Here is a 26,149-nt window from a genome sequence, read left to right as displayed (position 1 = left end):
CTGATGATGGTGCCTGGCAGTGTCGCTCAGGCGCCGGCCGGGCGCATCACCTCGTCGAAAGCCAGGTGTTGTTCGGTGGTCTTGGCGTGCTCGGCCACCCACTCCGCCACCTGGTCTTCCATTACGCGGTTCTGCAGCCCAGACATCAATTGGGGGTCGGCGTTGTAGAGTTCAACGACCTTCTCCGGCTCCTCGTAGGTCGAGGCGATGGCGGCCAACTGCTCGGCGACGCGCTTGCGGTCGATCTTGAGTTCCTGCTTGCGGGCGATCTCGCCCATAAGCAGGCCCGCGATCACCCGCTTGCGGGCCATCGGCGCAGCCGCTTCGACGAGCTGCGGCGGCGGCTGCTGGCCACGCGGCACGCTGCCGGCGGCGAGGTTGCGCGCCTCGGCCTGCACCATCATGTTGGGCACTTCCAGTTCGGGATGCGCATTGGCCAGCTTCTCGGCGACCTCGCCCTTGAGACGACCCATAAGGGTCGCCTTGAGCTCCCGCTCGAGGTTGGCGCGCACTTCCTTGCGGAAGGTTTCCAGGTTGCCGTCGGCGATGCCGAACAGCTTGGCGAACTCCTCGTTCACCTCAGGCAGCTGCGGCGCCTGCACCTTGACGATCTTGAAACTGACCTGGGCGGTCTTGCCGGCCAGCTGCGGGTTGCCGAAGTCCTCCGGGAAGCTGATCTCGCTGTCGAACTCGTCGCCGGCGGTGCGGCCGGCGAGCGTCTCGTCCAGCGCCTTGAACAGCGTGCCCGAGCCGAGCACGCTGCCGGCGCGCTCCAGGCCCTCGGCCGGGAAGCGGTACTCGCCGGCGGTGGCGGCATATTCGAACATGACGAAATCGCCCTCGGCCGAGGCGCGCTCGACCGGGTCGAAGCTGCGGCGCTGCAGGCGCAGGGTTTCGATCATCTTCTCGATATCGGCATCGGTCACCTCGGCGGTAGGACGGGTGATCTCCAACGACGCCACGTCGATGTCGGGGAACTCCGGCATCACCTCGAAGGTGGCGGTGTAGGCGATTTCACCATTCTCCGGCTTGCCGGTGGTGTCGATCGAAGGGTTGGCGACAGGGCGCAGGTTCTCTTTCTCGAACGCCTCGCGCAGGGTGGCGCCGATCAGGTCGGAGAGCACTTCGCCGCGCACCTGGGAGCCGAAGCGCTGCTGGATCACGACAGCCGGCACCTTGCCAGGGCGAAAGCCCTTGAGGCGCACCGTACGGCCCATCTCGGCGATGCGCGCGCTGACCTGCGACTCGAATCGCTCCGCCGGGAACCGCACCGTAAGCTTGCGCTCGAGCTTGCCGACGTTCTCAACCGAAAACTGCATGACGACTCCTGGTAACTCTCGTGGTGGCCGGCGCGAGCGCCTGCCTTTGCAAAAAAACGAAGAGGGATGGTGCGAAAGGCGGGACTCGAACCCGCACGGTGTGAACCGCTGGAACCTAAATCCAGTGCGTCTACCAGTTCCGCCACTTTCGCGTCTGACCCGCCAAGCTGACGCGTCGGATTCCAAATGGAATTCGGCCAGCGCCCGCCCGCTAAGTCGATGATTCCCTTGTGCCAAAGCGGCACATTTTACGGTTGCGCGACGGGGCAACACAAGCAGGCCCTTGGATGAAGTCGCTCAACCGTTAGCGCAACGTTTGCCCCGCCCCTCCCAGGGCGGGAAACCGGCCGATCGAGAACATCCAGGGGCTGGCGGCAGATCTTCCTGCTCCAGCCTGGCTCTCTCTTCAGGATGTGAGCGCGGCCGAAAGAAAACAGGCGCCCGGTTTCCCGAGCGCCTGTCTGTATTGGTGGGCCGTGTAGGATTCGAACCTACGACCAATTGATTAAGAGTCAACTGCTCTACCAGCTGAGCTAACGGCCCGTTTTTCTTGTTTTGAATGGGGTGGACGATGGGATTCGAACCCACGACAACCGGAATCACAATCCGGTACTCTAACCAGCTGAGCTACGCCCACCATAAAACAGTGTGAAGCTGGCGCGCCCGACAGGAATCGAACCTGCAACCGTCGGCTTAGAAGGCCGATGCTCTATCCGGTTGAGCTACAGGCGCATGTCCGAAGCATAACGCCTGCTGGTCGGGGCAGAGGGATTCGAACCCCCGACATCCAGCTCCCAAAGCTGGCGCTCTACCAGACTGAGCTATACCCCGTAGCAAACCTGTAGGACGCTTATCGCGTACCGAAGCCCTCGAATGCTACGGGCGACGCTTCACCTCGTCAATCCGTATCCAGCGCACCGGTTTCCTTTCCGGCCCCATCGACGCTTCGGCGCAGACGGACAAGTCATGGTGCGAACAACATGCCTTGCGGTGTAAATGGCGCGCCCGGAGAGATTCGAACTCCCGACCACCAAGTTCGTAGCCTGGTACTCTATCCAACTGAGCTACGGGCGCGCGGTGAAACTGGTTTGCCTGACGACTCCTCACCGAGGTGAGGGCGCCGAAGCAAGAAGCGGAATTATTCAGAACGGACGCGATGGCGTCAACACCTTTTTCAAAATTTCTTCGCTTTCCTCATCCGCGAAGATCCGTGGCGTCCCTGGCAACTTGGCGTTTGGACGTCCAAACGGAACAGCACGCCAGTGCCCTGGTCAGCCGTGCGGCTGCGTGGCAGGGTCGCCCAGCTTGGTCGAACCGGCATCCCCACGCGGCGGCAGATTCGGTGGCACGGAGCCGCCGGAAGTCGGCTTGGACCAGTCGGCAGGTTCGCCCGGCTGGCGACCGGCCATGATGTCGTCGATCTGGCGCGCATCGATGGTTTCGTACTGCAGCAACGCATCGGCCATCACGTGCAGCTTGTCGAGGTTGGCGGTCAACAGTTGCTTGCTGCGCGCGTAGGCCCGGTCGAGGATGTCGCGCACCACCTCGTCGATGCGACGGGCCGTCTCGTTGGAGACGTTCTTGTGCTGGGTCACCGAACGGCCGAGGAAGACCTCGTCCTCGTCTTCGCCGTAGGTGACCGGTCCCAGTTCGTCGGACAGGCCCCACTTGGTGACCATGTTGCGTGCCATCTTGGTGGCGCGCTCGATGTCGTTGGACGCGCCCGTGGTGACTTTGTCCGCACCGAAGATCAGCTCCTCCGCCACGCGGCCACCGTAGAGCGAACACAGTTGCGACTGGATCGCCACGCGGTTGATCGAGTACTTGTCGGCCTCGGGCAGGTACATGGTCACGCCCAGCGCGCGGCCGCGCGGGATGATGGTGACCTTGTAGACCGGATCGTGCTCCGGCACCAGGCGGCCGATGATGGCGTGGCCGGCCTCGTGGTAGGCGGTCAGGCGCTTCTCGTCCTCGCTCATGGCCATCGAGCGGCGCTCGGTGCCCATCAGGATCTTGTCGCGCGCCTTGTCCAGGTGGCTCATGCGCACCTCGCGCGCGTTCTCGCGCGCGGCGAACAGCGCCGCTTCGTTGACCAGGTTGGCCAGGTCCGCACCTGAGAAACCAGGCGTACCGCGCGCGATGACCATCGAGTTGACGTCACTTGCGGTCGGCACCTTGCGCAGGTGCACCTTGAGGATCTGTTCCCTGCCCTTCACGTCGGGCAGGCCGACCACCACCTGGCGGTCGAAACGGCCCGGACGCAGCAGCGCGGGATCGAGCACGTCGGGGCGGTTGGTCGCCGCGATCACGATGATGCCTTCGGTGCCCTCGAAGCCGTCCATCTCCACCAGCAACTGGTTGAGCGTCTGCTCGCGCTCGTCGTGGCCGCCGCCCAGGCCCGCGCCGCGATGGCGGCCGACCGCGTCGATCTCGTCGATGAAGATGATGCACGGCGCGTGCTTCTTGGCCTGCTCGAACATGTCGCGCACGCGGCTGGCACCCACGCCCACGAACATCTCCACGAAGTCCGAGCCGGAGATCGAGAAGAACGGCACCTTGGCCTCGCCGGCAATGGCTTTGGCCAGCAGCGTCTTGCCGGTGCCGGGCGGGCCGACCATCAGCACGCCGCGCGGAATCTTGCCGCCCAGCTTCTGGAACTTGCCCGGGTCACGCAGGAACTCGACCAGTTCGCCCACTTCCTCCTTGGCCTCGTCGCAGCCGGCGACGTCGGTGAAGTTGACCTTGACCTGGTCCTCGCCCTGCAGCTTGGCGCGCGAGCGGCCGAAGCTCATCGCCCCGCGCCCGCCCGCACCCGCCTGCATCTGACGCATGAACCAGATGAACACGCCCACGATCAGAATGATCGGCAGCCAGTTGACCAGCAGGCCCAGCAGCGAGAAACCGTTGTTGGACGGCTCCTGGGTCACCACCACGTTCTTGTCCTGCATCTGCTTGACGATGCCGTTGGTGGAGAAGCCCAGCACCGGCGCCACCGTGCGGAACGCGCTGCCGTCCTTCAGCTTGCCGCTGATGGTGGCCGGATTGTCCGCGCTGATCGTGGCGCTGGCGACGTTGCCGCTGTCCACGCTCTGCACGAAGCTCGAGTACGGCAGGTCGGAGGAAGAACCGCCGTGCGGGTTGAAGCTCTGGAACACCGTCAGCAGGACTACCGCGATGATGAGCCACAGCAACAGGTTTTTCGCCATTTCGTTCATGCGCGGTTCTCGTCCGTTTGCTTGCCGCCGGGTTTCCGGCCCGTGGCGAGCGCATACACCTCCCGCGAACGCGCGCGGGAGGCCTTGGGTTTACGCATGGTTACGCGCTCGAACTGCGCGCGCAAGTTGCGCAGGTAGTCGTCGAAGCCGGCCCCCTGAAAGAGCTTGATCAGGAACGCCCCTCCCGGCTTGAGCCAGTGCCGGGAAAAATCCAGGGCCAGCTCGGCCAGGTCCATGGCGCGGATCTGGTCGGCCAGAGCCACTCCACTCATATTGGGGGCCATGTCCGACAGTACAAGATCGACGGGTTGACCACCCAGGCGCTCTTCCAGTTGGTGCAACACCGCCTCCTCCCGGAAATCGCCCTCGATGAAATCGACACCCGCGATGCCCTGCATCGGCAGGATGTCCAGGGCGACCACCATGCCGCTGTCGCCCAGCCGCTGGCGCACCAGCTGCGACCAGCCACCGGGCGCCGCGCCCAGATCCACCACGCGCATGCCCGGCTTGAGCAGCCGGTCGCGCTCGATCAGCTCCTCCAGCTTGAACACGGCGCGCGAGCGCAGCCCTTCGGCTTGGGCCTTCTTTACGTAGACGTCGTCGAAATGCTCCCGAAGCCAGCGGGAACTGCTCTTGCTGCGGGACATGCGGCGGGGCCACCGATGGGGACAGACGGCCGCATGATACCCTTTACGGCTCCCTGACCGCGAATCGTGGACCCTTACCGCATGCCGATCTCCCCTTCCCAGCGCCGCTACCTGCGCAGTCTCGCCCACGACCTGCACCCGGTGATCCTGCTGGGCGCCAAGGGCGCGACGCCGGCCGTGCTCAAGGAGCTGGACCTGGCGCTCAGTCACCACGAGCTGGTCAAGGTGAAGCTCTCCGGCGGCGACAAGGAAGAACGCGAGGCGCAGATCGCCTACCTGGCCGAAGGCAGCGGCGCGGAAAACGTGCAGCAGATCGGCCATACGGTGACCTTGTTCCGCCGCAACGAGGACGAGCCCAAGCTCGCCTTGCCGCGCTGATGGACCTTTCGCTCGAACGCCCCGAGGGCTACCTGTTCATCCGTCGCGTGGGCGACGCGGCGATCACCGTGGTCGATCGGGAATTGTCGGCGAGCTTCCTGCTGGCGCCGGACCGGCTGGTCGAGAACTGGCCGGTCGCGGAAGTGGCCGCCCTCGACGAAGGTGCCGTCGAGACCGTACTGGCGCTGCAGCCGGAAGTGGTGCTGCTCGGCACCGGCAGCCGCCAACGCTTTCCCGCCGCTGCGTTCATGGCCGGCTTCCTGCGACGAGGCATCGGCGTCGAAGTGATGGACAACGCCGCCGCCGCGCGCACCTACGACCTGCTCGCCGGCGAGGGGCGTCGCGTGGTGGGCGCCTTCATCCTGCCGCGGTCGCACGCCGCAGCCGGCTGACACCGTTCCTCGGGGTCAGCGCGCCGGCAGGAACTCCAGCGGATCCACGGGATTGCCGTCACGCCGGATCTGGAACTGCAGCTCGTCGCGCGAGGCCCCGGTCGCGCCCATCTCGGCGATCAGCTGGCCTGCGGTCACCCGCTGGCCCTCCTTCACCAGACGCTTGCGATTGTGGCCATAGGCCGACAGGAAACTGTCGTTGTGCTTGATGATGATCAGCTCGCCGTAGCCGACCAGCCCATTGCCGCTGTAGACCACCACGCCATCGGCGGCGGCGCGCACCGGATCGCCGGCCTTGCCGCCGAGCTCGATGCCCGGGATCGCGTCGCCGCTCTGGAAGCGCTTGATAAGCGGGCCATCGGCCGGCCAGCGCCAGGCCACGCCACCGGTGTTCCGGGTCGCGCCCTTGGGTGAAGTCTCCGCGGCGCTAACCGACCGGGGAGGCACCGGCGCAGCGGCCGTGGTCGCCGGCGGTGTCGCGCTGGACGACTTGGCAGCTTCGGCCAGGGGCACCGACGCGCGAGGATGTACCTGGGGCGGCACCTGTTCGAAGACCGGCGCCGCAGGATGGCGACCAGCCGTCGCGACGGGCCGCGACGCGGCAGCCGCCCTGCCGCCGGAGGCCGACAGCCGCAGCGTCTGGCCGGGCCAGATCGTGTACGGGGCAGCGATGCGGTTCCACGCAGCCAGGTCGCGGAAGTCCACGCCATGGCGAAAGGCGATCGAATACAGCGTGTCGCCCCGCGCCACGCGATAGCTGCCCGATGCATGGACGGGCGCCGGCGCGGATGTCCGCGGTTCGACGTCGCCGCCGCTCGGCTGGACGATCACCGCACGCCGCGTTGCGCCGCAGGCACTCAAGAGCAGCACGGCCAGCAAGGCCGCGGAAGGACGCATCCATTTCATCATGCCGCCCAGCATACCCAGCCGACACGGCAATTTCACGGGAACGGCCGGCGCCGCGATGCCGCTCAATGCAGCCAGATCCACCATGCGAGCAGCAGCGCCAGCACGACGATCGCCGCCCAGCCGATGCGCTCGATGTGCTTGTGCAGCACCCGCTCGGCGCGCTCGCCGAACAGGCGGATCAACAGCGCGAGCAGCCACACGCGCTTGCCGCGCCCGACCGCCATGCAGGCCAGGAAAGGGATCACCGGCACGCCGACGATGCCCGACGCCCATGTCACGAACTTCATCGGCACCACCGGCTGCAGCGCGGCCAGCGCAAGCACCAGGAGGAGGCCGAGCCAATGCTCGTTCATCTGCGCACGCAGGCTGGCCACGCCCTGTTCGATCGGCCCGAGCAGGTGCAGCGAGGCAAGCAGCGGCTGCAGGGCCTGGAACGCCCAGTGGCCCAGCGCATAACCGACCAGCGAGCCCAGCAGCGAGAACAGCAGGCTGACGTTGGCGTAGAAGAATGCCTTTTGCCGCTTGCCGAGCATCATCGGCGCCAGCATCACCTCCGGCATGACCGGAAAGATGAAGGCCTCGACGAAGCTCAAGCCGCAGAGGTAGTAGACCGCCCGCGGATCGCGCGCCCATGTAAGTGCACGCGAGTAAAGCGTTCCGAACAGCCGCATCTCAAGAGTTTCCTTCTCGCGGGAGGCGGGGCATCAGCCGATGCCGCCGAGCAGGGGGACGAAGCTGACGGCGCCCAGCTCTTCCTGGACGAAGTCGCCCTGGCCGTCGCCGCGGATGCGCAGCAGCATCTGGCTGCTGGGCGAACCCACCGGCGCCACCAGCACGCCGGTGGGGGAGAGCTGCTCCAGTACCAGGCTGGGAATCGCGTCGCCGGCCGCGGTGAGGATGATCGCGTCGAACGGCGCCTCGTCCGGCCAGCCCAGCTTGCCGTCGTCGTGGCGCGAGCGCACGTTGGCGAGGCCCAATTGGCGGAAGCGCCGTCGCGCCTGGCGCAACAGCTCCTCGATGCGCTCGACGGTGAACACCTGGCCGACCAGCGCGGCCAGCACCACCGCCTGATAACCCGATCCGGTGCCGATCTCCAACACCTTCTGCGGCAGGCCGCCGTTGAAATGATCCAGCAGCGCCTCGGTCATGCGCGCCACCACCCAGGGCTGGGAGATAGTCTGGCCGTGGCCGATCGGCAGCGCGGTGTTCTCGTAGGCGCGCGAGTGCAGCGCCTGGTCGATAAAGTGGTGGCGCGGCGTATTGCGGATCACCTCGATCACGCGCGGGTCGCGGATCCCGCTTTCCTTGAGCGTGGCGGCCAGGCGGTCGCGTGCGCGCTGCGAGGTCATCCCCTCGCCCTTGAATGCCGACGGCGGCAGCGGATGGATGTTCATCGTCATCCCGTCAGGCCGCCTTCTCGTCCATCGCCTCGCTCATCGCCTGCATCCAGCCGCTGATCTTCTCCAGCGCCTGGTAACGGGTGAGGTCGACGTGGATCGGCGTCACCGACACGTAGCCGCGGCGCACCGCGTCGAAGTCGGTGCCTGGGCCATCGTCCTCGGCGCCGCCGGCCGGGCCGATCCACCAGATCGGCTTGCCGCGCGGGTCGGTCTGCGCGATGCATGGCGCCGAGCGGTGGCGCTTGCCCAGGCGAGTCACTTCGAAGCCGCGGATCTCGTGCCAGGGCCGGTCAGGCACGTTGACGTTGAGGATGGTGTCGGCCGGCAGTGGATCGACCAGCAGCCGCTTCATCAAAAGCAGCACCGCCTGCGCGGCCGAGGCGTAGTGCTCACCCTTGTGGTCGCGGCTGACCAGCGATACCGCGATTGCCGGCAGGCCCAGGAAGCGCCCCTCCATCGCCGCCGACACCGTACCGGAATAGATCACGTCGTCGCCGAGGTTGGACGAATTGTTGATGCCCGACACGACGATGTCCGGCTCCTCTTCGAGCAGGCCGGCGAGCGCCAGGTGCACGCAGTCGGTCGGGGTGCCGGCGACGCGGTAGCGGCCGTCGTCCATCCTCAGTGCGCGAATGGGTGCGTCCAGGGTGAGCGAATTGCTGGCGCCGGAACGGTCGCGGTCGGGCGCCACCACCGTCACCTGCCCCACCGCCGCCAGACATTCGGCCAACACGCGGATGCCGGGGGCATCCACGCCGTCATCGTTGCTTACCAGGACTCGCATGGGATTCCGTCAAGAGTGCACGAGCGCGCACTGCAAAGAGGCCGCGCTCCGATCCTTGCGAGTCTACCGGAGCGGCCCACTCGTTTCACGGCCGCCCCATGACGCGCACGGGAACCTCCACCAGGCCCCTTGCTAGCATGGCTTCATGAAGAAGCGCCGCACCCCCATCGAGCTCGACGAGGACGACATCCGCCTGTTCCGCGACGCCATCGGCCCGGTGCGCGAGCTTCACGCCGACGCGCCACCGACGCCCGCGCCGCGCCCCGAGCCGCGCGCGCACATGCTCGAAGCGGACGAGGCGGCCGTGCCCGGCGAACTGCTGGAGCTCGCCTTCGATCCGGCGCTGATGGAAATCGGCGAGGAGCTGAGCTATCTGCGCGACGGCTACCCGCCCCGCCTGCTGCGCCAGCTCAAGCGCGGCCAGTTCAGCATCCAGGACGAGCTGGACCTGCACCACATGAACGCCGCCGCCGCGCAATCGAGCATCGCCAGTTTCCTGGCCGAGGCCCGCCAGCACGGCCTGCGCTGCGTGCGCATCGTGCACGGCAAGGGCCTGCGCTCCAAGGCCGCCGGCCCGGTCCTGAAGGTGCTCACCGACCGCATGCTGCGCCGTCGCGACGACGTGATCGCCTACGCCTCGGCGCGCCCGGCGCAGGGCGGCACCGGGGCGGTAGTGGTCCTGCTCAGGAACGCGTGACGCCGGTCGGTACGCGTATGCCGGCACGGGCGCGCAGCCTTAGCTTCCGCCGCGTCGACTCAGCCGCGTTCGTTGCGAACGGCAAGTCGAACATCATGAAGAAGTCCGCGGTGACCGCTTGTGGGCTTGCGGGGACGACCGGCCTGGCCATCGACCACGATGGAAACGCCCGTACTCGCCGGCAAAGCCTCAGGCCTGCGCCAGCTCCCGCGCCACGACGGTGGCGTAGGCGCCGGCCGGCAGTTCGAACGCAAGCTCCAGCACGTCCTCGGCCAGCCAGCGCCAGGAGAGGTTGCGGGGCAGCAGTCGCAGGGGGCGGCGTTCCTGGTCCATCCGGGCTGCAGCCAGGCCTTCGGCCAGGTCGATGTCGCGTGCGGCCACTTCCCGTTCCAGCGCGCCGGCCTCGCCGGTGGTGGGCGGCTCGCCCTGTCCCCACAGGGGGCCGGAAGGGTGGATGTCGCCACGCACCAGGCGATCTGCCAAGGTGGCATCGAATGTTTCGGAGCCGAACCAGGAGCGCGAGCCAGCCAGCGACCAGATCTCACCCTCCAGCGGCGTATCCCAAGCGCCCTGCTCCACCCGCGCGGCGAGCACGCCGTTGAAGATGTGCGAGCGGGCCGCCGACAGCAGGAAGGATCGCTTGTCGCGGTCGACGCGCCGGCCGCCGAACATGGCCCGCGCCTGCGCCACGTTGCCGCCCTCGCGGCCGAAGCGCTGCTCACCGAAATAGTTGGGCACGCCGCGCGCGGCGATGGCGGCGAGCACCCGCTCGGCGGCGGCACGGTCGCCCTGCGCTTCCCGCAGCACCAGCACGAAGCGGTTGCCCCGCAACGCGCCACGCTTGAGCTTGCGACCGTGTCGGGTGGCGGCGAGCACCTTCACTTCCGCGTGGGGGAAGGCCGACCAGTCCGGATCCGGCTTGCCGGCCAGCTGTACGCTGAAGGCCTGGCGGGTGACGGCATGGCGGTCCTTCAGGCCGGCATAGCCCACGGCCACGGGCGGCACTCCGGCGAAGCGCGCCAGCTCGCGAGCCACCCAGTCGGTGTTGGCACCACGCTTTTCGACCCACAGCAACGCGTGCTCTCCCGCGCCGTCGGCGTCGTAGCCGAGGATTTCCTCGACCAGGAAGTCCTCCGGCGCGGCGCGAAGACGGGCGGTGAGCGGAGGAGTGCCGTGGGCGTAGGGAAGTTCATGCATGGCGGAGAGTCTGTTTCTGTGGACGTCATTCCCGCGGAAGCGGAAATTCACGAATCGGGAAGGCGATGCCCGCGAAGGCGGCCACGGCAGCTCGCATCATCGCCGCGGACGTCACCAGGCCAAGTGCCACGGTTTGGCGCGCGCGCGTGACTTCTTCGGCAAGCCGCTGCAGCAGCGCAGTGGCGGCCTCCATTTGCTCGTGCAGCCGGTGCACGCCGCGAGCCTCGTCGCTCACGCGCGTTCCAGCAGGACGCAGGCCTGTGCAGCGATGCCTTCGCCACGGCCGGTGAAGCCGAGCTTCTCGGTCGTGGTGGCCTTGATGCTGATGCGGCCGACCTCGCAGGCGAGGTCCTCGGCCAGGTTCGCGCGCATCGCCTCGGCGTGCGGGCCGACTTTCGGCGCCTCGCAGACGACCGTGACGTCGGCGTTGCCCAGCGTGTAGCTGTGCTGCGCCATCAAAATCGCCGCGTGACGCAGGAACTGGCGGCTGTCGGCGCCGCGCCAGCGCTCGTTCGAGGGCGGGAAGTGCCGGCCGATGTCGCCTAGCGCCAGCGCGCCGAAGATGGCGTCGCACAGCGCATGGATCACCACGTCGCCGTCCGAGTGGGCGACCACGCCGCGATGGTGCGGGACACGCACGCCGCCGAGCACGACGAAATCGCCCTCGCCGAATGCGTGTACGTCGAAACCCTGGCCTATGCGCATATGTGCCGCCTGATCATCCAACCCAGCTGACGTCATTCCCGCGAGGCGCTCTTCAACAACGAAGTGCGGGTCAAGCGGGAACCCATCTTGCTCTGTCCGAAAGTCAAAATGGATCCTCGCTCTCGCGGAACGACGAACGAAAACAAGCGCCCGCTCCGGTCCGCTACTTCGTCCTCGACAGCAGGAACTCCGCCAACGCGAAGTCCGCCGCCGTGGTCACCTTGATATTGTCCTCCGCGCCCTCCACCAGCAACGGCGCGAACCCCGCCCGCTCCATTGCCATGGCCTCGTCGCTGACCGCCACGCCCTCGCGGGCGGCCGCCCCGAGCGCAGCCGCAAGCTGCCCGCGCCGGAACATCTGGGGCGTGAAGGCGCGCCAGCGCTGCTCGCGCGGCTCGGTGAGGGTGCTGCGGCCGTGCGCATCGGCGCGCTTCAGGGTGTCGCGCAACGGCGCCCCGAGCAGGCCGCCGTCGCCGGCGATCGCGGCATCGATCAGCCGATCGATGTCGCCCGAGCGCACGCAGGGACGTGCGGCGTCATGCACCAGCACGAAATCGCCCTGACCCACGCCGGACGGCAAGGCACGCAGGCCAGCCAGCACCGAATCGGCCCGCTCGCCGCCGCCCACCGCGGTGAGCACCGGCTTGCCGCCCAACGTGCCGATGCCCGGCCAGCGGCCGTCATCCGCCGCCAGCGCCACCAGCAGGCCGGCGATGCGCGGATGCGCCGCCAGCCGCTCCAGCGTGTGCAGGATCAAGGGACGCCCGGCCAGAGGCAGGTACTGCTTGGGGCAATCGCCGCCGACCCGGGTGCCGCGCCCGGCGGCCGGCACCACGCACCAGAGAGCGGCCACGTCAGTGCCCGCCGCCGTTGCCCGGCGCTGGCGCACTCGCGGCGCCGGCCGGCTGCTCGACCACCTGGTAGAACGTCTCGCCCGGCTTGATCAGGCCCAGCTCCGCACGGGCGCGCGCCTCGACCGCCTGCTCCCCGTGCTTGAGGTCGCTGACGTCGGCTGCCAGCGCCTGGTTGCGCTGGACCAGCCGATCGTTCTCGCCGCCCTGTTTTTGCACGGCGGTACGCAATGCCTGCACTTCGTGCATGCCGCCGCTGCCGGTCCACAGCTTCAGCTGCAGGCCGATCAGGATCACGAGGAGGATCAGGGCGATCCAGCGCAGCATGGGCTAAGCGGACTCCGGTCAGCCCGGCAGGCGGGCGAGGTTGGGGAACGCGTCGCGGCCGGCGTAGCGGGCGGCGCTGCCCAGCTGCTCCTCGATGCGCAGCAGCTGGTTGTACTTGGCCACGCGGTCGGTACGGCAGAGCGAGCCGGTCTTGATCTGGGTCGCGGTCGTCGCCACCGCGATATCGGAAATCGTGGTGTCCTCGGTCTCGCCCGAGCGGTGCGACACGACCGCCGCGTACTTGGCCGCATCGGCCATGGCGATGGCCTCCAGCGTCTGGGACAGCGTGCCGATCTGGTTGACCTTGATCAGAATCGCGTTGGCGATGTGCTTCTCGATGCCCTCGCGGAAGATCGACGGGTTGGTGACGAACAGGTCGTCGCCCACCAGTTGCACCTCCTTGCCGATCCTGTCGGTGAGCAGCTTCCAGCCGTCCCAGTCGCCCTCGGCCATGCCGTCCTCGATGGTGACGATCGGGTACTGCTTGGCCCAGCCGGCCAGCAGGTCGACGAACTGCTCCGGCGCGTACGCCTTGCCCTCGCCCTCCAGGTCGTACTTGCCGTTCTTGAAGAACTCGGAGCTGGCCACGTCCAGGCCCAGCAGGATCTCGCTGCCGACCTTGTAGCCGGCCTTGCCGACCGCCTCCAGGATGGTGTCCAGCGCCTCGATGTTGGAGCGCAGGTTGGGCGCGAAGCCGCCCTCGTCGCCCACGGCGGTGTTCAGGCCCTTGCCCTTGAGCACGCTCTTGAGCGCATGGAAGATCTCAGCGCCGGCGCGCAGCGCCTCGGCGAAGCTCGGCACGCCCACCGGCAGGATCATGAATTCCTGCACGTCGACGTTGTTGTCGGCATGCGCGCCGCCATTGACGATGTTCATCATCGGCACCGGCAGGCTGCCGGGCTTGCCGCCATTCTTGTTAAAGCCAGAGAGGTACTTCCACAGCGGCTCGCGGCGCGAGGCGGCCACCGCGTGCGCCGCGGCCATGGACACGCCGAGCAGCGCGTTGGCGCCGAGCTTGCCCTTGTTCGCGGTGCCGTCCAGCGCGATCAGCTTGCCGTCCAGGCCTTTCTGGTCGGCCGCGTCGAAACCCTTCAGCGCATCGGCGATGGCGCCATTGACGTTGGCCACCGCGCGGGTCACGCCCTTGCCGCCGTAGCGCGACTTGTCGCCGTCGCGCAGTTCCACCGCCTCGCGCGAGCCGGTCGAGGCGCCGCTGGGCACCGCGGCCCGGCCGAATGCGCCATCGGCCAGGGTGACTTCGGCTTCCAGCGTTGGATTGCCGCGCGAGTCGAGGATCTCGCGGGCGTGGATGCGGGTGATCGTCGTGGTCATGGTGGTCCGTTTGTCCAGAGTGGCGTCAATGTCGTTCGCAGGCAGGCCTACAGCGTCTGTTCGAGGAAGCCGTGGCGCTTGGTCGCGGCGTCCAGTTCCATCAGGGTTTCCAGCAGCGCCTCCATCTTGCCCAGCGGCCACGCGTTGGGGCCGTCGGAGAGCGCCTTGCTCGGATCCGGGTGCGTTTCGGCGAACAGGCCGGCCACGCCCACCGCCACCGCTGCACGCGCAAGCACCGGCACGAACTCGCGCTGGCCGCCGGAACTGGCGCCCTGCCCGCCGGGCAGCTGCACCGAATGGGTCGCGTCGAACACCACCGGGCAGCCGGTCTCGCGCATCACGCTCAGGGAGCGCATGTCCGATACCAGGTTGTTGTAGCCGAAGCTCGCGCCGCGCTCGCACACCATGATGGCGTCGTTGCCCACGTCCCTGGCCTTGGCCACCACGTGCTTCATGTCCCACGGCGCCAGGAACTGGCCCTTCTTGATGTTCACCGGCTTGCCGGCGCGCGCCACGTTCTGGATGAAGTCCGTCTGGCGGCACAGGAAGGCCGGCGTCTGCAGCACGTCGACCACGGCAGCCACCTCGTCCATCGGCGTGTACTCGTGCACGTCGGTGAGCACCGGCACGCCGATCTGGCGCTTGACCTCGCCGAGAATGCGCAGGCCTTGTTCCAGGCCCGGGCCGCGGAAGCTCTGGCCGGAAGAACGGTTGGCCTTGTCGAAGCTGGACTTGAAGATGAAATTGACGCCCAGCCGGCCGGTGATTTCCTTCAGCTTGCCCGCGACGTCCAACTGCAGCTGCTCGGATTCGACCACGCAGGGGCCGGCAATCAGGAACAGGGGCTGGTCGAGGCCGATTTCGAAACCGCAGAGCTTCATAGTATTTCCTGCCGATGCCCGCCCGTGGGCGAGTTGCCAAACCTTTTCGGATGCGTCGTTCCCGCCAGGCGCTCTTCGACGGCCGATGGCCTGGTCAGGCGGGAATCGAATTTGTTCCTGGCTGTCCGTCGAACGTGGATTCCCGTTTCCGCGGGAATGACGCCATGTTCCATCGGACGCATCAAGGATATGGCGCAGGTCGCCTTGAGGCAGGCCATCAGGCCCGCGCCTGCGCCTGCGCCCCTGCCAGCCTTTCCCCCTCGCGCACCGCCTTGTACTCGCGCGCTGCCTGCACGAAACCGATGAACAGCGGATGCCCGTCGCGCGGCGTGGAAGTGAATTCGGGGTGCGCCTGGCAGCCCAGGAACCATGGGTGCTTCTGCCGCGGCAGCTCGACGATTTCCACCAGCAGGTCATCCATCGATTTGCCCGAGACCACCAGGCCCAGATCCTCGAAATCCTGCCGGTAGCGGTTGTTGAACTCGTAGCGGTGGCGATGGCGCTCGCGCACCACCTCCTGGCCGTAGGTCTCGCGCGCGAGCGTGCCGGTCTTCAGGCGCGCCTCCTGCGAGCCCAGGCGCATGGTGCCGCCCAGGTCCGAGTGCTCGCTGCGCTGCTCGATCTCGCCGGCTGCGGTGGTCCACTCGGTGATCAGAGCGATCACGGGATTGGCGGTGTTGCGCTCGTTCTCGCTGGAATCGGCGTCCTTCAGACCCGCCACGTTGCGAGCGAAGTCGACCACCGCCGCATGCATGCCGTAGCAGATGCCGAAGTACGGCACGCCGCTTTCGCGCGCGTACTTGGCCGCCAGCACCTTGCCCTCGAAACCGCGCTTGCCGAAACCGCCCGGCACCAGAATCGCATCGGCCCGGCCCAGCACGGCCTGCGCGCCCTTGGATTCGACTTCCTCCGAATCGACCCAGTCCAGGTTGACCCGGGTCTGCTGCTTGATGCCGCCGTGGCGCAGCGCCTCGCCGAGCGACTTGTAGGCGTCCTTGTGTTCCACGTATTTGCCGACGATCGCGATGGTGACCTCGTCCCTGGGATGCTCCACCGCCTCCACGGTGCGCCGCCAGCTCGACAGGTCCGCCGGCTTGGCGTCCAGCCCCAGGCGCCGGACCACGATGTCGTCCAGGCCCTGGCTGTGCAGCCACAGCGGGGTCTTGTAGATCACGTCCACGTCGATCGCGCTGATGACGGCGTTCTCCGGCACGTTGGTGAACAGCGCGATCTTGCGTCGCTCGCTTTCCGGCAGCGCCTCCTCGCAGCGGCACAGCAGGATGTCCGGCTGGATGCCGATCGAGCGCAGTTCCTTCACCGAATGCTGGGTCGGCTTGGTCTTGATCTCGCCGGCGGCCTTGATGAACGGCACCAGGGTCAGGTGCATGAACAGGCACTTCTCCGGCCCGTGCTCGATGCGCAGCTGGCGGATCGCTTCCAGGAACGGCAGCGACTCGATGTCGCCCACGGTGCCGCCGATCTCCACCAGCGCCACGTCGAAGCCGCGGGTGGCCTCGTGCACGCAGTGCTTGATCTCGTCGGTGATGTGCGGGATCACCTGCACGGTGGCGCCCAGGTAGTCGCCGCGGCGCTCCTTGCGGATCACGGACTCATAGATCTTTCCGGTGGTTATCGAGTTCTTGCCGGTCAACCTGGTGTGGACGAAGCGCTCGTAGTGGCCCAGGTCCAGATCGGTCTCGGCACCGTCGTCGGTGACATAGACCTCGCCGTGCTGGAAGGGACTCATGGTGCCCGGATCCACATTGATGTAGGGATCGAGCTTCATCATGGTGACCGAGAGCCCGCGCGCCTCGAGGATGGACGCAAGCGACGCCGCCGCGATGCCCTTGCCGAGTGAGGACACCACACCGCCGGTGACGAAAATCAGGGGGGTCATGGAATGCAGCCGTGCTGGAAATCGGCATTTTAGCGACTGACGGGCTCCGCGGCGAGACATTCCGGCCGAACGGTTCACCCTCGCCCCTCACGCACCTCCGGCGGTCGGGAAGCGGAGGGAAACACCATGCGCTGCTAGCATGGACGGATGACCACCCCCATTCCCTCCCGCCTGGCCGCGTTGCGCCAGGCCATGCAGCGCCATGGCGTCGCCGCCTGCCTGGTCCCGACCGCCGACCCGCACCTGTCCGAATACCTGCCCGCCCACTGGGCCGCCCGCGAGTGGCTGTCCGGCTTCACCGGCTCGGCCGGCACGCTGGTCGTCACCGCGACCGACGCCGACCTGTGGACCGACTCGCGCTACTTCTCCCAGGCCGAACAGCAGCTGGCCGGCAGCGGCGCCACGCTAAAGAAGCAGAGGGTTTCGCACGCGCCCGAGCACCTGCAGTGGCTGCAGCAGCACCTCGGGGAAGGCGACGTATTGGCGGTGGCGGGCGACAGCCTCTCGCTCGCCGCGCTCCGGCAGATCGAACGCCTGCTGGGCGAAATCGGCGCACGCGTGCGCACCGACCTGGACCTGCCCGGCGAGGTATGGACCGATCGCCCCGCCTTGCCCAGGTCACCGGTGTTCGAGCATGCGGCCGGCTATCCCGGCGCCACCCGCGCGGAAAAGCTCGAGCGCCTGCGCGCCGGCCTGCGCCGCCAGCAAGCCACGCACTACCTGGTCTCCAGCCTGGACGACATCGCCTGGCTGACCAACCTGCGCGGCAGCGACGTGGAGTGCAACCCGGTGTTCCTCGCCCACCTGCTGGTCGAGACGGACGGGCCCGCCACTTTGTTCGTCGACCGCGGCAAGCTCAGCGACGCGCTGGTCGTCGGCCTGAAGGCCGATGACATGCGCATCGCCGACTACGCCACCGTCACCGATGCGCTGGGCGAACTGGGCAAGGGTGCTCGACTGCTGATCGATCCGGCACGCATGGTCTGCGCGGTGGCCGATGCCATCGGCGCGGATGCCGCGCGCGTGGAGGCCGCCAACCCGTCCACCGCCTTAAAGGCCCGCAAGACCGAATCCGAACTCGAGCACATCCGCGAAGCCATGCGCCGCGACGGGACCGCGCTGGTGCGCGCCTTCCGCCGCCTCGAAGAGCGCCTGGCCGCCGGCATGAGCCAGACCGAACTGGACGTCGACACCCTGCTGCACGAGGAACGCTCGGCCCAACCCGGCTTCGTCGGCGAGAGCTTCGCCACCATCGCCGGTTACCAGGCCAACGGCGCCCTGCCGCACTACCGCGCCACGCCCGAGGCGCACAGCACGCTGCAGCGCAAGGGTCTGCTGCTCATCGACTCGGGCGGGCAGTACCTCGGCGGCACCACCGACATCACCCGCGTGCTGGCGCTGGGCGAGACCACCGCCGAGCAGCGCCGCGACGCCACGCTGGTGATGAAAGGCCTCATCGCGCTTTCGCGCGCGCGCTTCCCCAAGGGCGCCAGCGGCCCGCAACTGGATGCGCTGGCACGCGCGCCGCTGTGGGCCAGCGGGCTGGACTACGGCCACGGCACCGGCCATGGCGTGGGTTACTTCCTCAACGTCCACGAAGGCCCGCATTCGATCCGCCCGCCGGTGGTCAACGGCGCGCTGGTGCCGCTGGAGCCGGGCATGATCACGTCGATCGAGCCGGGCCTGTACAAGCCGGCGCGCCACGGCATCCGCCACGAGAACCTGGCCGTGGTGGTGGCCGCGGACCAGACCGAGTTCGGCGAGTTCTACGCCTTCGAGACGCTGACCTTGTGCCCGTTCGACCGCCGCGCGCTGGAGCCGGGCCTGCTCAATCCGGAGGAGCGCGCCTGGCTGGACGACTACCACGCGACCGTGCGCGCGGCGCTGGCGCCCTTGCTGGAGGATGCGGACCTGGCGTGGCTGGAGCGGCATTGCGCGCCGCTCTGAGGCGCCCTGTTCCGCGCCCCCCGGCTCGCCCGGCCTCATTCCCGCGAACCCACTTTGACTTAGGGCAAGGGCACATGGATTGCGGCTTTCGCGGGAATGACGACCGGCCAGGGTGTGGTCATCGGCTCTTTCGTGCTTGACCGCCCCGCCCGCCTCTCGCCATCCTGCAACGCTCCGTTCCCTGATCGACCCCGCGCATGAGCAGTCGCTACAACGCCGCCGACATCGAAGTCCTCTCCGGCCTCGATCCCGTCAAACGCCGCCCCGGCATGTACACCGACACCTCGCGCCCGAACCACCTGGCGCAGGAGGTGATCGACAACTCGGTGGACGAGGCGCTGGCCGGCCACGCGAAAGCCATCGAGGTGATCCTGCACGCCGACGGTTCGGTCGAAGTCAGCGACGATGGCCGCGGCATGCCGGTCGATATCCACCCGGAAGAAGGCGTGCCGGGCGTGGAGCTGATCCTCACGCGACTGCATGCGGGCGGCAAGTTCAGCGGCAAGAACTACAGCTTCTCCGGCGGCCTGCATGGCGTGGGCGTGTCAGTGGTCAACGCGCTGTCGCAGCGCGTGGAAGTGACCATCCGTCGTGACGGCAGCGAATACCGCATGGCCTTCGAGCACGGCGACCGCGTCAGCGAGCTGGAGGTGATCGGCTCGGTGCCGAAGAAGAAGACCGGCACCACCGTGCGCTTCTGGGCCGATCCCAAATACTTCGACTCGCCCAAGATCTCGGTGCCCAAGCTCAAGCACCTGCTGCGCGCCAAGGCCGTGCTGTGCGCGGGCCTGAGCGTGAAGCTGATCGACCTGGCCAGCGGCGAAACCAGCGAGTGGTACTACGAGGACGGCCTGCGCGATTACCTGCGCGGCGAGCTCGACGGCGCCGAGGCGATCCCGGCCGATCTGTTCGTGCACCACGTGGCCCGCGACATCGAAGGCCTGGACGTGGCCCTCACCTGGCTGCCCGAGGGCGAGCTGGTGCAGGAGAGCTACGTCAACCTGATCCCTACCGCGCAGGGCGGCACCCACGTCAACGGCCTGCGCTCGGGCCTGACCAACGCGATCCGCGAGTTCTGCGACATCCGCAACCTGTTGCCGCGCGGCGTGAAGCTCGCGCCCGAGGACGTGTGGGAGCGCCTGGCCTTCGTGCTCTCGGCCAAGCTGCAGGACCCGCAGTTCGCCGGCCAGACCAAGGAGCGGCTCTCCTCGCGCAACGCCGCGGCCCTGGTCGAGAGCGTGGTGCACGACGCCTTCAGCCTCTGGCTCAACCAGCACGTGGACCTGGGCGAACGCATCGCCCAGCTCGCCATCGAGCGCGCCAGCGCACGCCTGAAGGCGGCCAAGCAGGTGGTGCGCAAGAAGATCACCCAGGGCCCCGCCCTGCCCGGCAAGCTGGCCGACTGCACCGCCACCGACCTCACCCGTACCGAGCTTTTCCTGGTCGAGGGCGACTCCGCCGGCGGCAGCGCAAAGCAGGCGCGCGACAAGGAGTTTCAGGCCATCCTTCCGCTACGCGGCAAGATCCTCAACACCTGGGAAGTGGAGTCCACTTCGGTGCTCGCTTCCGAGGAAGTGCACAACCTTGCCGTGGCGATCGGCTGCGATCCGGGCAAGGACGATCTCTCCGGCCTGCGCTACGGCAAGGTCATCATCCTGGCCGACGCCGATTCCGACGGGCTGCACATCGCCACCCTGCTTTCGGCTCTGTTCCTGCGCCACTTCCCCTCGCTGGTGCGCGAGGGCCACGTGTTCGTGGCGATGCCGCCGCTGTTCCGCGTGGACGTGGGCAAGCAGGTGTTCTACTGCCTGGACGAGGCCGAGAAGCAGTCCATGCTGCAGAAGATCGAGCGGGAGAAGATGAAGGGCGCCGTCTCGGTTACCCGCTTCAAGGGCCTGGGCGAGATGAACCCGGGGCAGCTGCGCGAGTCGACCATCCATCCTGACACGCGGCGCCTGGTGCAGCTCACCGTCGAGGACAGCGAAGGCACCGCCAAGCTGATGGACATGCTGCTGGCCAAGAAGCGCGCCGGCGACCGCAAGAGCTGGCTCGAAGAGAAGGGCGACCTGGCGACGCTGGAGGTCTGAGCGCATGGAAGCCGCCGACCGCCACCTCGACCTGGGTTGCGGCAAGTTCCCGCGCAACCCCTATGGCCGCTCGCGCCTGTGCGGGATCGACGTGCGGCCCGCGCCTGCCGAGGCCGCGTTCGAGTACCGCGTGGCCAACCTGGTGATGGAACCGATCCCGTACGCCGAGGGCAGCTTCGCCTCCGTCTCGGCCTACGATTTTATCGAACACGTACCGCGCGTCCTGCCCACCGGCGATGGCCGGGGCACGACGTTCCCCTTCGTGCGGCTGATGGACGAGGTGTGGCGGGTACTGGTGCCGGGCGGACGCTTTTATGCGCTGACTCCGGCCTGGCCGCACCCGGATGCGTTCACCGACCCCACCCACGTCAACATCATCACCGACCGCACCCACACCTATTTCTGCGGCGACAAGCCGATGGCGCGCATGTACGGCTTTACCGGGCGCTTTCGGGTGCTGCGGGTCGACTGGGTGGACATCGTCGACGCCTACAGTGCTGTGCCGGGATCTTCGGAGAACCGCAGGCCCCACGGCCCGCTCAAGCGTTTCGCGCGCGGCGTGCGCCGGTTTTCACGGCACTTGCGCGGCAAGTCGGAGCGCTCCCGGGTCTACCTGCGCTGGGAACTGGAAGCGGTGAAAGATTGAGGCCGAGCCTACGTTTCCCTGCGTACGTCGTGGCGCTATCTTGGTAGCTCCTCTCGCGAGCGCACCTGCATGGCCCTGGCCCCTCCGCTGAACCTGCAACGCTGGATCGACGAGCACCGCCACCTGCTCAAACCGCCGGTAGGCAATAAGTGCATCGTGGACGGCGACTTCATCGTGATGATCGTGGGTGGGCCCAACGCCCGCACCGACTACCACTTCGACGAAGGCCCCGAGTTTTTCTACCAGCTCGAGGGCGAGATGGTGCTCAAGGTGCAGGACGAAGGCGTCGCACGCGACATTCCCATTCGCGCCGGCGAGCTGTTCTACCTGCCCGCGCGGGTGCCGCACTCGCCCCAGCGCATGGCCGGTTCGGTCGGACTGGTGATCGAGCGGCGGCGCCTGGCCGGCGAACAGGATGGGCTGCTGTGGTTCTGCGAGCGGTGCAACCACAAGCTGTACGAGGAATATTTCACCCTCGACAGCATCGAGCGGGATTTCCCGCCGGTGTTCGAACGCTTCTACCGCTCGCGCAAGGCCCGCACCTGCGATATCTGCGGGCACCTCAACCCGGCTCCCGAGCGCTACGAGCAGGCTTGATTCGCCTGTGCAAGCGTCCTTGCGTAGACCAGGCCGCGACGCCACCGGCTCGACGGCCTCCCTACCATTTGCGGGCCAGCCAGCGCCGCGCCATGCGACGCAGCGACTCGTCCGCCCGGGGATCCTGCGCCACGGCACGGATCGGCCGCCAGGCCAGTTCGAGCGATTCGTCGCTCACCACGAACGCTTCGCTGCCAGTGGCGCGTACCACGTAGCGCACGTCGTAGTGCAGGTGTGCCGGCTCGGCGCCGCGGGTGGGTATGCGGTGGCAGTCCAGGTCGAATATCGCCGGGTCGACGGCCAGGTCGCGAAGCCCTGACTCCTCTTCGGCTTCGCGCAAGGCGACGCGCACCAGGTCGCGATCGCCATCGGCGTGGCCTCCCAATTGCAGCCAGCGCTCCAGTTTGCGGTGATGGGTGAGCAGCACGCGCTCGCCGTCGGCGCTGACCAGCCAGGCCGAACCGGTGAAATGACCTGCAGCGTGGCTGCGTTCGAACACGTTCGGATCGCTGGCGAGAAACGTTAGGAACCGGTCGGCCACGCCGTGCTGCGCACCCGCGTGGGCATGAAGGCGCAATGCTTGTGCAAGGTCGTCGGCGAGCGGAAAGAGCATGGCGATACGAAGGCTGGAACGGGCAGTGATTCTACGCAGCGGCGGCGTGCCGTGTGGCGCTTGTACCCCTAGTCATGCTCGGCTAAGGTTGCCCGTCACGTCGGCTCGACGCGTTGCGAACGCCAGGGTCGGGGGAGCACGCCGCCTGTCCTACGGGGAAACCATCCATGCTTTTCAAGCGCGTCAAGCCGCTCGACCAGATTCTCGCCACCGCCGAAAAGAAATCCCTCGTCCGCCAGCTCGGCCCGTTCCAGCTCACCATGCTGGGCATCGGCGCAATCATCGGCACCGGCATCTTCGTGCTGACCGCCGAAGCGGGCCAGAAGGCCGGCCCCGGCATGATGATCTCCTTCATCATCGCGGCCGTGGTCTGCGGCCTGGCCGCCCTGGCCTACGCGGAGCTCGCCTCCATGGTGCCGGTCGCCGGATCGGCCTACACCTACACCTACGGCGTGATGGGCGAAGGGCTCGCCTGGGTCGTCGGCTGGGCGCTGGTGCTGGAGTACACCATCGCCGCCAGCACCGTATGCGTGGGCTGGGCCGGCTACTTCAACGGCCTGCTGGCAAGCCGCGGCCTAGGGCTGCCGATGTTCCTGCGAGCGGGCCCGCTGGACGGCGGCGGCTTCAACCTGTTCGCCTGCCTGATCGGCCTGGTCATCACCTGGCTGCTGGTGGTGGGCACCAGCAAGTCGGCGAAGGTCAACGCCGTGCTCGTGCTGGTCAAGGTCATCGCGCTCACCGTGTTCATCGTCATCGCGCTGCCGCGCGTGCAGGACGCCAACTTCCAGCCCTTCACCCCCAACGGCTGGGGTAGCCCGATGGGCGGCATCGGCGTGCTGGGCGCCGCGGCCTCGATCTTCTTCGCCTACGTGGGCTTCGACGCGATTTCCACAGCGGCGGAGGAAACCAAGAATCCCAACCGCAACATCCCGATCGGCCTGCTGGGCGCACTCGGCGTGTGCACGGTCTACTACCTGCTGGTCAGCTACGGCGCGATCGGCGCCGTCGGCGCGCAGCCGGTGGTCGCCCCGGACGGTTCGGCGATCCAGCCGGGCACGCCGGCGATGGCCGCCGCGTGCCAAGCCTCGCAGGCGCTGGTCTGCAGCAAGGAAGCCCTGGCCCATGCGGTACGCCTGCTCGACCACCCGTGGTGGGGCAACTTCATCGGCGCCGCGGCCAGCCTCGCGCTGCCCTCGGTCATCCTGACGATGACCTACGGCCAGACCCGCATCTTCTTCACCATGGCCCGCGACGGCCTGCTGCCCAGCTCGCTGGCCAAGATCCACCCGCGCTACCACACCCCGCACGTGATCACGCTGATCACCGGCGGCTTCGTGTCGCTGTTCGGCGCGCTGTTCCCGGTGGGCGCACTGGCGGACGTGACCAATTCGGGCACGCTGTTCGCGTTCATGATGGTGGCGCTGGGCGTGCTCATCCTGCGCGTCAAGCAGCCCCAGCGGCCGCGTTCGTTTCGCACCCCGTTCGCCTGGGTCGTCTGCCCGCTCGCGGTCTTCGGCTGCCTGCTGCTGTTCCTGAACCTGTCGAAGGTCACCATGTACGTGTTCTTTGGCTGGGCGGCGGTCGGCCTGGTGGTCTATTACCTCTACGGCTATCGCAAGAGCCACCTTGCCAACGGTACCGAACCGGCCTGACGCCTTGCGTCGCGCACCCTAAGTGAAACCCTGCCGGCACGGTGAGAACCGTGCCGGCTTCATGTCCGGAACGTCCATGCTGAAGCAGTTGCTTGCCTGCAAGACCGATTTTTCCAGCGCCGACGATGCCCATGGCCCGACCCTGCGCCGCACGCTCGGCCCCTGGGGACTGACGGCACTGGGCATCGGCGCGGTCATCGGCGGCGGCATCTTCGTGATCACCGGCCAGGCGGCGGCCGAGCATGCCGGTCCCGCGGTGATCCTGGCCTTCGTCATCGCCGCCATCTGTTGCAGCTTCACGGCGCTGTGCTATGCCGAGTTCGCCACGCTGATCCCGATGTCGGGCAGCTCCTATTCCTACGCCTATGCGACCCTCGGCGAGTTGGTGGCCTGGTTCATCGGCTGGAACATGGTGCTCGAGTACGGCGTGTCGGCCTCGGCCGTGGCGGTGAGCTGGACCGGCTACTTCGTGAGCCTGCTCGACCACATCGGCATCCACCTGCCGCCGGCCCTCACCAATGCGCCGCTGGCATACCAGAGCGGCCACCTGGTCGCGACCGGTGCGCTGTTCAACCTGCCGGCCGTGGCGATCGTGCTGGCGTTGACCTGGCTTTGCTATGTCGGCATCCGCGAGTCCAGCGGCGCCAACGTGGCCATGGTGCTGCTCAAGGTCGGCCTGATCGTGGTGGTGATTGTGGCCGGCTGGAAGTACGTGAATCCCGAGCTCTGGCACCCGTTCATCCCCGCCAACGAAGGGCCGGAAAAATACGGCTGGTCCGGCATCATGCGTGCGTCGACCCTGGTGTTCTTCGCCTACATCGGCTTCGAGGCGACCTCCACCGCAGCCCAGGAAGCGAAGAACCCGCAACGCGACCTACCCATCGCGACGCTTGCATCGCTGGCCATCTGCACCGTGCTCTACGTCGGCATGGCGGCGGTGATCACCGGCCTGCTGCCCTTCAACCTGCTCGGCACGGCCGAGCCGGTGGTCACGGCGGTCAAGGCCCATGCGGAACTGGAATGGCTGCGCTGGCTGGTCGAGATCGGCGCGTTGATCGGGCTGTCTTCGGTGGTGCTGGTGATGATCATCGCGCAGCCGCGCATCTTCATGATCATGGGCCGCGACGGCCTGCTGCCGCCGGTGTTCGCGCGGATCCACCCCCGCTATCGCACGCCGCACATCAACACCGTCATCACCGGCCTGGGCATCGCCGCGCTGGCCGCCGTATTCCCGCTCGACATCTTGGGCGACCTGGTTTCGATGGGCACGCTGATCGCGTTCGTCGCCGTGTGCGCCGGCGTGCTGATCCTGCGACGGACCCAGCCCGAGCTGCCGCGCACCTTCCGCGTGCCCTGGGCACCGCTGACCTGCGTGCTCGGCGTGCTGAGCTGCCTGGCGCTGCTGTACTGGGAGAACTGGTACCAGTGGCTGATGCTGGGCATCTGGACCGTGATCGGCCTGGCCATCTACTTCGGCTACGGCCGGCGGCACAGCCAGCTGCGCAATCCAGGAATCGGCAGGCCCTGAGCGTTGACCGAAGTTCGCAGGCGAACGCGGGAGTTCGGTTATTTAACAAAAAACTTGCGAAACCGAGATTGTCGAATTCCGGCCAAGTTTTATTGCTAAACCGTTGATTCCAATAAGCTTAACGGAAGTTTTAAGAGAAAAATCCGGT

Annotated in this window: 25 protein-coding genes and 6 tRNA genes; 9 read left to right on the top strand and 22 right to left on the bottom strand. The window is 67.5% G+C overall.

Going from position 1 to position 26,149, the window contains the following annotated elements:
- Positions 1-26: 26 nt before the first annotated feature.
- From tig to rlmE, 9 genes are all read right to left on the bottom strand, one after another.
- A complete protein-coding gene (tig, locus tag VGU65_RS06160) occupies positions 27-1,319 on the bottom strand; it encodes a trigger factor (protein WP_327473838.1) in 1,293 nt (430 codons plus the stop codon).
- 67 nt (positions 1,320-1,386) lie between these two features.
- Positions 1,387-1,471 (bottom strand) — tRNA-Leu (locus VGU65_RS06155).
- A 315-nt stretch (positions 1,472-1,786) separates the two neighbouring features.
- Positions 1,787-1,862: transfer RNA gene (locus tag VGU65_RS06150), tRNA-Lys, on the bottom strand.
- Between the two features lie 17 nt (positions 1,863-1,879).
- A tRNA-His gene (locus VGU65_RS06145) sits at positions 1,880-1,956 on the bottom strand.
- An 18-nt stretch (positions 1,957-1,974) separates the two neighbouring features.
- Positions 1,975-2,051 (bottom strand) — tRNA-Arg (locus VGU65_RS06140).
- Positions 2,052-2,073: 22 nt separating this feature from the next.
- Positions 2,074-2,150: transfer RNA gene (locus VGU65_RS06135), tRNA-Pro, on the bottom strand.
- A 166-nt stretch (positions 2,151-2,316) separates the two neighbouring features.
- Positions 2,317-2,393, bottom strand: a tRNA-Arg gene (locus tag VGU65_RS06130).
- A 197-nt stretch (positions 2,394-2,590) separates the two neighbouring features.
- Positions 2,591-4,534 (bottom strand): ATP-dependent zinc metalloprotease FtsH, encoded by a 1,944-nt coding sequence (ftsH, locus tag VGU65_RS06125; protein ID WP_327473836.1) that lies wholly within the window; start codon positions 4,532-4,534, stop codon positions 2,591-2,593.
- The gene (gene rlmE / locus VGU65_RS06120; protein ID WP_327473834.1) at positions 4,531-5,181 is read right to left on the bottom strand and encodes a 23S rRNA (uridine(2552)-2'-O)-methyltransferase RlmE; all 651 of its coding nucleotides are present in this window, start codon (positions 5,179-5,181) and stop codon (positions 4,531-4,533) included. The genes ftsH and rlmE overlap by 4 nt, the downstream gene beginning before the upstream one ends.
- Positions 5,182-5,262: 81 nt before the next feature.
- Between rlmE and yhbY the strand changes: the two genes are divergently transcribed.
- Entirely contained in the window at positions 5,263-5,559 is a 297-nt protein-coding gene (gene yhbY / locus VGU65_RS06115) for a ribosome assembly RNA-binding protein YhbY (RefSeq protein ID WP_327473833.1), read from the top strand.
- On the top strand, positions 5,559-5,951 hold the full coding sequence (locus VGU65_RS06110) for an Mth938-like domain-containing protein (protein ID WP_327473832.1): 393 nt from the start codon (positions 5,559-5,561) through the stop codon (positions 5,949-5,951). Before yhbY ends, VGU65_RS06110 begins: the two co-directional genes overlap by 1 nt.
- A gap of 15 nt (positions 5,952-5,966) precedes the next feature.
- On the opposite strand, the gene VGU65_RS06105 is transcribed toward VGU65_RS06110, so the two are convergent.
- The 4 genes from VGU65_RS06105 to surE all read right to left on the bottom strand — a co-directional run bounded on the left by VGU65_RS06105 (position 5,967) and on the right by surE (position 9,044).
- The gene (locus tag VGU65_RS06105; protein WP_327473831.1) at positions 5,967-6,848 is read right to left on the bottom strand and encodes a peptidoglycan DD-metalloendopeptidase family protein; all 882 of its coding nucleotides are present in this window, start codon (positions 6,846-6,848) and stop codon (positions 5,967-5,969) included.
- A 74-nt stretch (positions 6,849-6,922) separates the two neighbouring features.
- Positions 6,923-7,531, bottom strand: a complete 609-nt coding sequence (locus VGU65_RS06100) for a YqaA family protein (protein WP_327473830.1) — start codon at positions 7,529-7,531, stop codon at positions 6,923-6,925.
- A 33-nt stretch (positions 7,532-7,564) separates the two neighbouring features.
- A complete protein-coding gene (locus VGU65_RS06095; protein ID WP_327473828.1) occupies positions 7,565-8,254 on the bottom strand; it encodes a protein-L-isoaspartate(D-aspartate) O-methyltransferase in 690 nt (229 codons plus the stop codon).
- 10 nt (positions 8,255-8,264) lie between these two features.
- Entirely contained in the window at positions 8,265-9,044 is a 780-nt protein-coding gene (gene surE, locus VGU65_RS06090) for a 5'/3'-nucleotidase SurE (protein WP_327473827.1), read from the bottom strand.
- Between the two features lie 145 nt (positions 9,045-9,189).
- On the opposite strand from surE, the gene VGU65_RS06085 reads away from it, so the two are divergent.
- Positions 9,190-9,741 carry a Smr/MutS family protein gene (locus VGU65_RS06085; RefSeq protein WP_327473825.1) on the top strand — a complete coding sequence of 184 codons (552 nt, stop codon included), beginning with the start codon at positions 9,190-9,192 and terminating at the stop codon, positions 9,739-9,741.
- 189 nt (positions 9,742-9,930) lie between these two features.
- Here the strand turns inward: VGU65_RS06085 and truD are convergent, their stop codons facing one another.
- From truD to pyrG, 8 genes are all read right to left on the bottom strand, one after another.
- Positions 9,931-10,938 carry a tRNA pseudouridine(13) synthase TruD gene (gene truD / locus VGU65_RS06080; RefSeq protein ID WP_327473823.1) on the bottom strand — a complete coding sequence of 336 codons (1,008 nt, stop codon included), beginning with the start codon at positions 10,936-10,938 and terminating at the stop codon, positions 9,931-9,933.
- A 25-nt stretch (positions 10,939-10,963) separates the two neighbouring features.
- Entirely contained in the window at positions 10,964-11,173 is a 210-nt protein-coding gene (locus VGU65_RS06075) for a hypothetical protein (protein WP_327473821.1), read from the bottom strand.
- Complete coding sequence (ispF, locus tag VGU65_RS06070; RefSeq protein WP_327473819.1) at positions 11,170-11,643, bottom strand: 2-C-methyl-D-erythritol 2,4-cyclodiphosphate synthase; 474 nt, start codon at positions 11,641-11,643, stop codon at positions 11,170-11,172. The genes VGU65_RS06075 and ispF overlap by 4 nt, the downstream gene beginning before the upstream one ends.
- A gap of 163 nt (positions 11,644-11,806) precedes the next feature.
- On the bottom strand, positions 11,807-12,496 hold the full coding sequence (gene ispD / locus VGU65_RS06065) for a 2-C-methyl-D-erythritol 4-phosphate cytidylyltransferase (RefSeq protein ID WP_327473817.1): 690 nt from the start codon (positions 12,494-12,496) through the stop codon (positions 11,807-11,809).
- A gap of 1 nt (position 12,497) precedes the next feature.
- Entirely contained in the window at positions 12,498-12,821 is a 324-nt protein-coding gene (ftsB, locus tag VGU65_RS06060; protein WP_327473815.1) for a cell division protein FtsB, read from the bottom strand.
- A gap of 18 nt (positions 12,822-12,839) precedes the next feature.
- Positions 12,840-14,153 (bottom strand): phosphopyruvate hydratase, encoded by a 1,314-nt coding sequence (gene eno / locus VGU65_RS06055; protein WP_327473813.1) that lies wholly within the window; start codon positions 14,151-14,153, stop codon positions 12,840-12,842.
- Positions 14,154-14,200: 47 nt separating this feature from the next.
- Positions 14,201-15,034: a 3-deoxy-8-phosphooctulonate synthase gene (kdsA, locus tag VGU65_RS06050; protein WP_327473811.1), complete on the bottom strand. Its 834-nt coding sequence runs from the start codon at positions 15,032-15,034 to the stop codon at positions 14,201-14,203.
- A gap of 217 nt (positions 15,035-15,251) precedes the next feature.
- On the bottom strand, positions 15,252-16,931 hold the full coding sequence (pyrG, locus tag VGU65_RS06045) for a CTP synthase (RefSeq protein ID WP_327473809.1): 1,680 nt from the start codon (positions 16,929-16,931) through the stop codon (positions 15,252-15,254).
- A 147-nt stretch (positions 16,932-17,078) separates the two neighbouring features.
- Between pyrG and VGU65_RS06040 the strand changes: the two genes are divergently transcribed.
- From VGU65_RS06040 to VGU65_RS06025, 4 genes are all read left to right on the top strand, one after another.
- Positions 17,079-18,878 (top strand): aminopeptidase P family protein, encoded by a 1,800-nt coding sequence (locus tag VGU65_RS06040; RefSeq protein ID WP_327473807.1) that lies wholly within the window; start codon positions 17,079-17,081, stop codon positions 18,876-18,878.
- A gap of 197 nt (positions 18,879-19,075) precedes the next feature.
- Positions 19,076-20,965, top strand: a complete 1,890-nt coding sequence (gene parE / locus VGU65_RS06035; RefSeq protein WP_327473806.1) for a DNA topoisomerase IV subunit B — start codon at positions 19,076-19,078, stop codon at positions 20,963-20,965.
- Between the two features lie 4 nt (positions 20,966-20,969).
- Positions 20,970-21,611, top strand: coding sequence for a methyltransferase domain-containing protein (locus tag VGU65_RS06030; RefSeq protein ID WP_327473804.1), 642 nt, complete (start codon positions 20,970-20,972; stop codon positions 21,609-21,611).
- Positions 21,612-21,680: 69 nt separating this feature from the next.
- Positions 21,681-22,208 carry a 3-hydroxyanthranilate 3,4-dioxygenase gene (locus VGU65_RS06025; RefSeq protein WP_327473802.1) on the top strand — a complete coding sequence of 176 codons (528 nt, stop codon included), beginning with the start codon at positions 21,681-21,683 and terminating at the stop codon, positions 22,206-22,208.
- A 61-nt stretch (positions 22,209-22,269) separates the two neighbouring features.
- Here VGU65_RS06025 and VGU65_RS06020 read toward each other — a convergent pair whose 3' ends face one another.
- A complete protein-coding gene (locus VGU65_RS06020) occupies positions 22,270-22,821 on the bottom strand; it encodes an NUDIX hydrolase (protein WP_327473800.1) in 552 nt (183 codons plus the stop codon).
- Between the two features lie 167 nt (positions 22,822-22,988).
- On the opposite strand from VGU65_RS06020, the gene VGU65_RS06015 reads away from it, so the two are divergent.
- Entirely contained in the window at positions 22,989-24,473 is a 1,485-nt protein-coding gene (locus VGU65_RS06015; protein WP_327473798.1) for an amino acid permease, read from the top strand.
- Between the two features lie 76 nt (positions 24,474-24,549).
- Positions 24,550-26,001, top strand: a complete 1,452-nt coding sequence (locus VGU65_RS06010; protein ID WP_327473796.1) for an amino acid permease — start codon at positions 24,550-24,552, stop codon at positions 25,999-26,001.
- Positions 26,002-26,149 lie beyond the last annotated feature (148 nt).

Source organism: Frateuria sp. (assembly GCF_035943815.1).
Classification (GTDB): domain Bacteria; phylum Pseudomonadota; class Gammaproteobacteria; order Xanthomonadales; family Rhodanobacteraceae; genus Frateuria_A.
The sequence above is the reverse complement of the archived record's forward strand: the minus strand, read 5'-3'. Positions and strand labels throughout refer to the sequence as shown.

What these genes read in the sequence shown, in the direction of transcription:
- eno (WP_327473813.1), bottom strand. Translation starts at nt 14,153, where the DNA reads ATGACCACGACGATCACCCGCATCCACGCCCGCGAGATCCTCGACTCG.
- kdsA (WP_327473811.1), bottom strand. Translation starts at nt 15,034, where the DNA reads ATGAAGCTCTGCGGTTTCGAAATCGGCCTCGACCAGCCCCTGTTCCTG.
- VGU65_RS06015 (WP_327473798.1), top strand. Translation starts at nt 22,989, where the DNA reads ATGCTTTTCAAGCGCGTCAAGCCGCTCGACCAGATTCTCGCCACCGCC.
- VGU65_RS06020 (WP_327473800.1), bottom strand. Translation starts at nt 22,821, where the DNA reads ATGCTCTTTCCGCTCGCCGACGACCTTGCACAAGCATTGCGCCTTCAT.
- VGU65_RS06110 (WP_327473832.1), top strand. Translation starts at nt 5,559, where the DNA reads ATGGACCTTTCGCTCGAACGCCCCGAGGGCTACCTGTTCATCCGTCGC.
- VGU65_RS06025 (WP_327473802.1), top strand. Translation starts at nt 21,681, where the DNA reads ATGGCCCTGGCCCCTCCGCTGAACCTGCAACGCTGGATCGACGAGCAC.
- VGU65_RS06030 (WP_327473804.1), top strand. Translation starts at nt 20,970, where the DNA reads ATGGAAGCCGCCGACCGCCACCTCGACCTGGGTTGCGGCAAGTTCCCG.
- pyrG (WP_327473809.1), bottom strand. Translation starts at nt 16,931, where the DNA reads ATGACCCCCCTGATTTTCGTCACCGGCGGTGTGGTGTCCTCACTCGGC.
- rlmE (WP_327473834.1), bottom strand. Translation starts at nt 5,181, where the DNA reads ATGTCCCGCAGCAAGAGCAGTTCCCGCTGGCTTCGGGAGCATTTCGAC.
- ispF (WP_327473819.1), bottom strand. Translation starts at nt 11,643, where the DNA reads ATGCGCATAGGCCAGGGTTTCGACGTACACGCATTCGGCGAGGGCGAT.
- ftsH (WP_327473836.1), bottom strand. Translation starts at nt 4,534, where the DNA reads ATGAACGAAATGGCGAAAAACCTGTTGCTGTGGCTCATCATCGCGGTA.
- yhbY (WP_327473833.1), top strand. Translation starts at nt 5,263, where the DNA reads ATGCCGATCTCCCCTTCCCAGCGCCGCTACCTGCGCAGTCTCGCCCAC.
- VGU65_RS06095 (WP_327473828.1), bottom strand. Translation starts at nt 8,254, where the DNA reads ATGAACATCCATCCGCTGCCGCCGTCGGCATTCAAGGGCGAGGGGATG.
- ftsB (WP_327473815.1), bottom strand. Translation starts at nt 12,821, where the DNA reads ATGCTGCGCTGGATCGCCCTGATCCTCCTCGTGATCCTGATCGGCCTG.
- tig (WP_327473838.1), bottom strand. Translation starts at nt 1,319, where the DNA reads ATGCAGTTTTCGGTTGAGAACGTCGGCAAGCTCGAGCGCAAGCTTACG.
- VGU65_RS06010 (WP_327473796.1), top strand. Translation starts at nt 24,550, where the DNA reads ATGCTGAAGCAGTTGCTTGCCTGCAAGACCGATTTTTCCAGCGCCGAC.
- VGU65_RS06100 (WP_327473830.1), bottom strand. Translation starts at nt 7,531, where the DNA reads ATGCGGCTGTTCGGAACGCTTTACTCGCGTGCACTTACATGGGCGCGC.
- parE (WP_327473806.1), top strand. Translation starts at nt 19,076, where the DNA reads ATGAGCAGTCGCTACAACGCCGCCGACATCGAAGTCCTCTCCGGCCTC.
- VGU65_RS06040 (WP_327473807.1), top strand. Translation starts at nt 17,079, where the DNA reads ATGACCACCCCCATTCCCTCCCGCCTGGCCGCGTTGCGCCAGGCCATG.
- VGU65_RS06105 (WP_327473831.1), bottom strand. Translation starts at nt 6,848, where the DNA reads ATGCGTCCTTCCGCGGCCTTGCTGGCCGTGCTGCTCTTGAGTGCCTGC.
- VGU65_RS06085 (WP_327473825.1), top strand. Translation starts at nt 9,190, where the DNA reads ATGAAGAAGCGCCGCACCCCCATCGAGCTCGACGAGGACGACATCCGC.
- surE (WP_327473827.1), bottom strand. Translation starts at nt 9,044, where the DNA reads ATGCGAGTCCTGGTAAGCAACGATGACGGCGTGGATGCCCCCGGCATC.
- truD (WP_327473823.1), bottom strand. Translation starts at nt 10,938, where the DNA reads ATGCATGAACTTCCCTACGCCCACGGCACTCCTCCGCTCACCGCCCGT.